6 protein-coding genes are annotated in these 8,254 nt (G+C 69.4%); 4 read left to right on the plus strand and 2 right to left on the minus strand.

Annotation, left to right across the window (positions count from 1 at the left end; translation table 11 throughout):
* Positions 1 to 36: 36 nt before the first annotated feature.
* Together AB0F81_RS01130 and moaC are read right to left on the minus strand one after the other, a co-directional pair.
* Complete coding sequence (locus AB0F81_RS01130; protein WP_360189036.1) at positions 37 to 528, minus strand: MogA/MoaB family molybdenum cofactor biosynthesis protein; 492 nt, start codon at positions 526 to 528, stop codon at positions 37 to 39.
* Complete coding sequence (gene moaC, locus AB0F81_RS01135) at positions 501 to 992, minus strand: cyclic pyranopterin monophosphate synthase MoaC (protein ID WP_360189039.1); 492 nt, start codon at positions 990 to 992, stop codon at positions 501 to 503. Before moaC ends, AB0F81_RS01130 begins: the two co-directional genes overlap by 28 nt.
* A gap of 454 nt (positions 993 to 1,446) precedes the next feature.
* On the opposite strand from moaC, the gene AB0F81_RS01140 reads away from it, so the two are divergent.
* The 4 genes from AB0F81_RS01140 (at position 1,447) to AB0F81_RS01155 (ending at position 7,540) form a co-directional block, all read left to right on the plus strand.
* The gene (locus AB0F81_RS01140) at positions 1,447 to 3,969 is read left to right on the plus strand and encodes an EAL domain-containing protein (RefSeq protein ID WP_360189042.1); all 2,523 of its coding nucleotides are present in this window, start codon (positions 1,447 to 1,449) and stop codon (positions 3,967 to 3,969) included.
* Entirely contained in the window at positions 3,966 to 5,210 is a 1,245-nt protein-coding gene (locus AB0F81_RS01145) for a glycosyltransferase 87 family protein (protein WP_360189045.1), read from the plus strand. Before AB0F81_RS01140 ends, AB0F81_RS01145 begins: the two co-directional genes overlap by 4 nt.
* 1 nt (position 5,211) lies before the next feature.
* Entirely contained in the window at positions 5,212 to 5,610 is a 399-nt protein-coding gene (locus AB0F81_RS01150; RefSeq protein ID WP_360189048.1) for a zf-TFIIB domain-containing protein, read from the plus strand.
* Positions 5,611 to 7,210: 1,600 nt separating this feature from the next.
* A complete protein-coding gene (locus AB0F81_RS01155) occupies positions 7,211 to 7,540 on the plus strand; it encodes a YbaB/EbfC family nucleoid-associated protein (protein WP_360189050.1) in 330 nt (109 codons plus the stop codon).
* Positions 7,541 to 8,254: the final 714 nt, after the last annotated feature.

The raw sequence follows: 8,254 nt of genomic DNA on the forward strand, positions 1-8,254 counted from the left end.
GGCAGATTCTGCTCAGCAGCGCTCACACCAGACAGACTAGTGATCCCCACCCCGGATCTGGTCGACGGTGTGCGCCAACAACGGGCCCAGCACGGCGAGCCCGTCCTTCGCACCGCCGGTGGATCCGGGCAGGTTGACGATCAATGTGCGCCCGGCCACACCGGCCAGTCCGCGGGACAGCGCCGCGGCCGGCACCCGGTCCCGGCTGTAGGCACGGATCGCCTCGGCGATGCCCGGGATCTCGAAGTCGAGCAGCGGCCGGGTCGCCTCGGGAGTGCGGTCGGTCGGGGTGACGCCGGTTCCGCCGCTGGTCAGCACGACGTCCACCCCGTCGGCGACGGCCGTCCGCAGGGCCTCGGCGACCGGATCCCCGTCCGGGACCACGACCGGCTCGTCCACTTCGCAGCCCAGCTCACGCAGCCCGGCGACGAGGCGGGGGCCACTGGTGTCGGCGTAGACACCGGCCGCGGCACGGTTGGACGCGACGATCACGCTGGCCTTCACGGGCGGTCCTCCGGGCGTACCCAATCTCCGGTCTTGCCGCCCTGCTTGCGCAACACACGGACCGCTTCCAGGCTGGCCGCCGGGTCCACCGCCTTGATCATGTCGATCATCGCGAGGCCGGCCGTCGCAACGGCGGTGAGGGCCTCCATCTCGACACCGGTGCGGTCGGCGGTCTTCGTGGTCGCGGTGATCTCCACCGTGGTGTCGGTCGGCTCCAGTTCCACGGTCACGCCGTGCAGCCCGATCGGGTGACACAGCGGAATCAGATCGGGTGTCTTCTTGGCGCCCATGATCCCGGCCAGGCGGGCCACCGCGAGCGCGTCACCTTTCGGCAGGCCGTCGCGGCGCAGCAGGTCGATCACTTCCGCGGTGGTCCGGACCCGGCCGGCGGCGACCGCACGCCGGTCGCTCACGGTCTTGGCGGACACGTCGACCATGCGGGCCGCACCGGCCTCGTCGACGTGAGTCAGCTGGAATTCCTGGGGCATACCGGGAGCTTATAGAGCCGGAGACGGTATCGCGTTCGCATCTCTGCCGTATCGGCTTCACACTTTGTCCATACCCGGTCGTCATGCTTTCGGTACTGCTCAGATGGGGTCGGACGCATAGTGAGAACAATTCTCCGGGTCGTGAATAAATAGCGCTGTGTTTCCATTCAGAAACTGTCGGTAACAGCCGGCCGCACCATTCTCGCATTATGCGCATACCGACACGATCCACTGGAAACCGACAGCCTCTCCGCCTTAGCGTCTGTCCTGTCGCGACGGACAGCAAGGGCAGCGGCGCAGGTGGACCCACGTGAGTCCCGGCGCTCGGCATGGATGAGGAGAAAAGTCATGCGGCAGAACGACTGGAACTGAAACGGTCAGGTGCGCGCAGAGTCGCGCATCCACTACCTTGAGTTCGAGCGACGATCCCGTCGTGCACAGCGATCAGGATCCGATGACTGAGACTCGTACCGATGACGACGTGACCGCGCAGCGGCTTCGGCTGCTCGTCGGTCTCGTCGTCGTGTTCGGCGTCGGTGCCGCGGCAGCGATAACAGCGCATGCCATCGCCCACCCGCAGCCGGTTCCCCACCCGGCCGCGCTGGCACTGCTCGCCGTCCTGGTGGTCGTCGCCGGCCGCGTGCGGATTCACGTGCGCCTGAAGTCCACCCTGGACACGTCGACCTGGGGTGAGATCCCGGTCCTGGTCGGCCTGGTCCTGCTGCCGGCGCCGTGGGTTCTGCTCTGTGCCGTCCTCGGCGCGGCCGTTCTCAAGATCTTGACCTCGCGCGGCCCACTCAAGACCGTGTTCGCGATCGCCAAGGAGGCGTTGACCGCCGGCGCAGCGGCCGCGGTCTACATCGCGTGCGGCGTCCAGCCGAGTCTCACCGACCCGCAGCTGACGATCATCCCCACCACTCTCGCGCTCTGTGCCGCGATCCTGGTGGACAATCTGGCCTACCTGCCGGTGGTCGCGGTCAGCACCGGAACGAGCATCAAGCAGGCCGCACGCCACAACCTCGGCATCAAGCTCGTCGGCTACCTCTTCCGGCTCGGTGCCGCGCTCCTGATGATCGGCCTGCTGGCCAGCGATCTTCACCTGCTGCTTCTCCTCGTCGTCCCGCTCGTTGTGGCTTGTATGCACCTGTGGCAGTCCCGCAGTGTCCGCACCCGCGAGGAACGCGAGTCGTGGCAGCGCCTGGCGAAAGCGACCGACGAGCTCAACGCCGTCGACCTCACCCAGGTCCTGCACTCGGCGACCATCCGGGCGGCCCAGATCTTCTCCGCGGCCGAGGCCGCGATCGACCTGCCCGGCGCCGACCGCACGGTCCGGGCCACCGAGGCCGAGGTGCTCTCCGACGGATCACTCACCGGTTCCCCGGCACGGCCGGGTGAGACCACTGTGGATCTTGTCGCGCACGACGGCAGCGTCCGGGTCGGCGTGCTGCGGCTCTCCTTCGGCGGCACGGTCCGCCTCACCGAGGTCGAGCAGTACAAGTTGCGGACCTTCGCCTCCGCGGTCTGCACCGCGATCCGCAACGCCGAGGCATATGCGGAGTTGGCCCGCATCGCCGCGGAGAACGCCCACGCCGCCTCGCACGACCCGCTCACCGGCCTGGCCAACCGCCGCCGCCTCTACGACCGGGCCGGCCAGCTCCTGCAGGCCGCCGGCCACGACGGCATGTTCGCCCTGCTGCTGATCGACCTGAATCACTTCAAAGAGGTCAACGACACGCTCGGGCACGCCGCCGGCGACGACGTGCTGCGCCAGGTGGCGGACCGGCTGCGTGACGCGGCCGCCCCCGGCGACCTGGTCGCCCGGCTCGGCGGCGACGAGTTCGCGGTGCTGCTCACCGGCCTGCCCACGCCCGCCCTGGCCAACCACCGCGCCACCGGCATGCTGACCGCCCTCGGCCCCGGCATCGAGGTGGAAGGCATGAAGATCACCGTCGAGGCGGCCGGCGGGATCGCGATGGCGGCCGGCTCGGGCAGCGTCGAGGAGCTGATGCGCCGCGCCGACATCGCCATGTACCAGGCGAAACGCTCGTGTGAGCAGACCGTCGTCTACGCGCACACGCGCGACACGTCAGACCTTGACCGGCTCATGCTGACCGGCGAACTGCACCGCGCGGTCACCGAGCGCGAGTTCGCTGTGGACTTCCAGCCGATCGTCGACCTGGGCTCCGGCGAGGTGATCGCCGCCGAGGCGCTGGCTCGCTGGCATCACCCCGACCAGGGCAACCTCACGCCGGTGCAGTTCCTGGAGACGGTGGAACGCTCCGGTCAGCTGCCCGCTTTCGCCGACGCGGTGCTCGAACAGTCGCTGATCGCCATGGAGTCCTGGCGGGAAGCCGGGTTCGACCTGCCGGTGGCGGTCAACGTCTCGCCGCGCAGCCTGCTCGACCCGACCTTCCCGGAAGCGGTGCTCAGCCGGCTCACCCGCCACGAGGTCCCCCCGAACCGGCTCATCCTGGAACTCACCGAGACGCTCACCATCAGCCAGCTCGACGTCGTCGAGCGAACCCTGGCTGAGCTGCGCAACGCCGGCGTCCGGCTGGCCATCGACGATTTCGGTACGGGCGTTTCGTCCCTCTCCGTGCTGTCCCGCATCCCGGTGCACCAATTGAAGATCGACCGCGCGTTCGTCGCCGCGGTGGAAACCTCCACCGAGGCGGCCGCGGTGATCCGCACCACCGTCGACCTGGCCCGCAACCTGCACCTCACGGTCGTCGCCGAGGGGGTGGAGAGCGAACCGCAGCGGCGCGCGCTGTGGGGACTCGGCTGCCTCGCCGGTCAGGGGCAGCTGTTCGCCCGGCCGTACTCGGCGGCGCGTTTCCTCGGCGTGCTGCAGCGCGGCTCCGGCGGGCAGCCCGGCGTGCTCGCGGCCGCCCTGCACGACGCCGGGTCCGTGGTCCGGCTGCCGCTTCGCCGGGCCTCCGGCGGGGGTACCGCGCCTCTGCCACACTTGCCCGCGTGACGAAGACCGGCAGCCTGCTCGTACGCATCGACCGGGCGGCCGGGGGACTCGCCGCCGACCTCGCCCTGTACTCGCTCTCCGCGATCTTCGCTCTGATCACCGCGCTGACCTCGACGCTGCTGCCGCATCGAGCCTGGGGCGCGGTCGCCGCCTGTGGATATCTGGTCGCCGCCCTCGTCGTGGCCGGCCAACTGGTGCTGCGCCGCCCACAGGCCCGCGCCGCGATCGCCTGGCTCACCTACGCGGCGGTGGCCCTGCTCCCGCTCGTGATCCAGGCGGTGCAGCGCGCCGGCGGCCGCACCGACCGGGCCCAGGAGGAGGTGGTCGTCGTCGAGCACATGGGTGAGTCGTTGCTGCACAGCGGCACGCCGTACCTGAGCCGCGCGGAGATCGCCGCGATCCCGCTCGACGAGCGGCTCCTCGGCTACCGCCCCTACCAGCCCGGCATGGCGATCTTCGGTCTGCCGCGTGCCGCCGCCGGCGACCACTGGTGGACCGACTCGCGCATCTGGTTCGCGATCGCCACGGTGGTCGCGCTGGGCACGGCGGTCGCCCTGCTGCGTTCCGGCCCCGGCCGGGTACGAGCGATCCAGGCCGCCACGGTCCTGCCGGTTACCGCGTTGACGCTGGCCACCGGGGGTGACGACATTCCCGTACTCGCTCTGTGTCTGCTCGCGCTCGCCCTGGCTGCCACCGGGCGCTATGGCTGGTCCGGCGCCGCCGTAGGCGCGGCGGCCGCCTGCAAGCTGTTCGCCCTGCCGGTGCTGGCCGTGCTCGCCGTGCTGGCCGTCGCCACCGGCAACTGGCGCCGTTTCCTGCCACCCGCGCTCGGCCTGCCCGTCCTGGCCCTGCTGCCGCCGCTGCTGGCCGACCCCGACGCGCTGATCGAGAACGTGCTGCGTTTCCCCCTCGGGCACGGCCTGGTCACCAGCCCCGCCCAGTCGCCGTTCCCCGGCTACCTGATCGCCCAGTCCCTCCCCGGCGGCCGCATCCTCGCCGCCGGCCTGCTGGTGGCCGCCGGCGCCGTCATCGCCCTGCTGCTCCTTCGCCGCCCGCCCCGCACCGCGGGCGCCGCCGCACTGTTCTGCGGTTTCGGCCTGCTCACCGCGATCCTGCTGATGCCGACCACCCGATTCGGTTACCTGCTCTACCCCGCCGCGTTCCTTCTTTGGGTCGACGCACTCAGCAACCACACAGCTACAACGGCCCCACGGGGTGACACAGCCTTGTACCGTCAATGAAATGCAGATGACCTGTCCCAAGTGTCACGGCGAGATGCGGGTCTACGAGCGCAGCGGCGTCACGATCGACCAGTGCACCGAGTGCCGCGGAATCTTCCTCGACCGCGGTGAGCTGGAAAAACTCTTCGCGGCCGAGCAGAGCTGGAACGCGCGGCCCGCGGGCGCCGGCCAGGCCCCGCCGCCTCCGCCCCCCGCACCCCACCAGCAGCCCCACGGCGGCGGCTACGTGCCCCCGCCCCCGCCGCCGCCCGGTTACGGCAGCCCGCAGCCGCACGCCTATCCCCCCGCGGCCGCCGCTCCGTACGGCGCCCGGCCCTACGGCCACCACGGCCACTACCGGCAGCAGCACCACGGCCACTACCGGCGGCGGGGCAGCTTCCTCCACAACCTGTTCGACTGACCCTTCCGGGGTTCGGCGACGCTTGGCATCGCCCTGCGCGGCGTCGGTCGCGCAGGGCGTCATGCCCTTCTCCAGGCAGCCAGCAGGCGGTGCGGCCGACAGGCCACCAACCCGCTGCGCGGCGGGGCTGCACCCTCAGCCCGCCGAGCTGCCATCTCCCGGCATCCAACGCGCAGGCCAACCACAGCTGCGGGCTTACACCCGTCGCCCTCGGCGCAACGCGTCATCCAACCGCCGACCAGCAGCGGCACGGCATCACGCCGCCGAGCGGCCCCGCCCGGCTTCCGACGCGCGGGTCAGTCGCAGCCTTTGCATCCGTTGACCGGCCGCGGCGCGGCATCCAACGCGCGGACCGGCATCGCACCCGCGAGCTTCCCCGCCAGGCATCCAACGCGCAGCCATCTCCCGGCATCCAACGCGCAGGCCAGCCACAGCCTTGCATCCGTTAACCAGCCACGGCACGGCATTCAACGCGCGGACCGGCAACGGCACGACATCGCGCCCGCCGGCCAGGCGCTGCACAACATCGCGGCGCCACCAGCCGCAGCGCGACACTTCCTGCTTCGATTCGCCTCGGCGTGGCATAGCTCGCAAACCAGGCGCAACCCGGCGGTCAACGCGCTGACCAGCACAGCATGGCGACGCATCCGCCATGCACGCACCGTGCGGCATCGGCACCGCCGCTAGAACGCACCATCGCCCCCCGCCGACCAAGCCCAGCGTGGCCTCCAGCGACACCAGCCACAGCGCAGCGAACGCCGCCCCAAGGCCCACGGCCGCTAACCGCCCGTCCGCGGCCAACTGCCGGGTGCGGGGCGGCGCGGGTGCGGCCGTATCTCCGGTACTGGCGAAGTCCCCTTGAGCTGGGCGGCATCACGGCAGGCTGGGCAGGCACTCATAGACCGAATCCACCGGCCATAACGTGTATCAACGCCAGCCCGGCAAGCTCGGCTGGCCGTCAGGTGCCTGATCGAGCCGCCATAAGGTGCATCAAGGCCGGCCGGAGTTGATCGGCTGCCACGAAGTGCTGTGTCGCGGACGGTAGGCACGGCAGGTCGGCTGACGACGGCATCCGCTTGCCCGCCCTCGTTGGCACCGTGCCGACTCACCCCTGGATCAGGCTGATCGGCGACCGCGCCGGATTCCTCATGGCCGGACTGTTTGCATCCGTGGATGGCGGGTGCGCCTGATTAGGGCGTCGGGGACCGAATAGCGTGCGGTTTCCGGATCGGCGACTGAATCCGGGTGTCCGGGTTTTGGGACTGCGACGGCGCGTCACTTCCTGCTGGATTCTGTTAAGTCTCCACCCAGAGTGACAGGACAGCCCTCGCGTGTGGCGCCTCGGACTACATCCGGTGTGGACACTCCACCAGCGAGGAAATCCGTCGGTCGGCTTGGGGACGGCCGGTGACCGGGATTGGCCGACAGTGTTATTGATCACTCTGAGTGAGCACGAAACGGAGTCGCTTCGTCACTTTAAAGAGAGGTATTTCGATAAGGCTCTCTTTTCGTGTGCGTTACGAAGTTGCCGGAATACGCAACGTCGCTGATCTTGGGTATTGTCACGTCGCCCCCTGTCGCGGCGAACGGAGGAAGAACCGTGACTGAAACAGCGGATCAGGACCTGCGCACCGATCTGGAAGACGTCTACGGACGCTATGAGGAACTCCGGTCCGGAGTGGACGAACTGCAGCGAAGCCTGGCAACCATGCAGGTCAGCGCCGAGTCGCCGGATGGCGCGGTGAGCGCGACTGTGGATGCCGACGGACGGCTGATCGATTTGCGGCTGAATCAGCAGGCATGCCGGGAATGGAACGTCGAAACGCTCGCCCGCACGATTGTGGAAACCGTGCAGAAAGCTTCGGCCGGCAAGACCCGGCACATCGAACAGCTCGTCACCAACCACCGGCAGCCGGACGACGGCGCCTGACTACCAGGTCGACGACGACAGCTAATCCACACGAAACGCCCGTCACGCCGGACGGGGGCCGCGGCAACGCCGCGACCCGGCGTGGCGCAGGTTTCGATCGGAACCGCAGCAACGGCATGCGGGAGAACACGAGGCGAACCGGACGCAGTCCGCGGGCCAGCCAGAACGGCATCGCGGAGAACGGGAAGCGAACGGACGCACTCCGCAGACCAGACAGGACGGCATACCGGAGAACGGCAAGCGAACCAAATGCGGTCCGCAGACCAGCCAGAACGACATGCCGGAGAACGGGAAGCGAACCGGGCGCAGGCCGTAGGCCAGCAGAACCATATGCGGGCAAGGTTGGTACAGCGCACAAAGCAAGCAAGACAGGCAGAGGCAGCCAGCGGCGTCTCCGGCCGGCGCGGGTCCTCGGACAGAGCTCATCGTTGAGACTGGGCGGCATGCAGGCAGGCCGGCCTGTCCAGGAAGCGGTCAGCGGGGTGTCTTGAAGCGCAACCACCTGCTTACGCCCGGCGGTCGCGCTGCATGCGAGCGCCGTGCGCAGGCCGCGGGGTAGCCACGGGCGGCGTAGTTTCCGGGCACCCCCGCAGCCCGTACCGATAAGGGTTCTTCTAGATGTGATGTCCAGCCAGGTTGTTCAACCGGGTGATGGGTGCGCGTTTGCCGATGGCGGTGTGGGGTCGATGGTGGTTGTAGTCGTGCAGGAATGCC

It is taken from the genome of Actinoplanes sp. NPDC024001, from assembly GCF_040638955.1.
GTDB lineage: Bacteria > Actinomycetota > Actinomycetes > Mycobacteriales > Micromonosporaceae > Actinoplanes.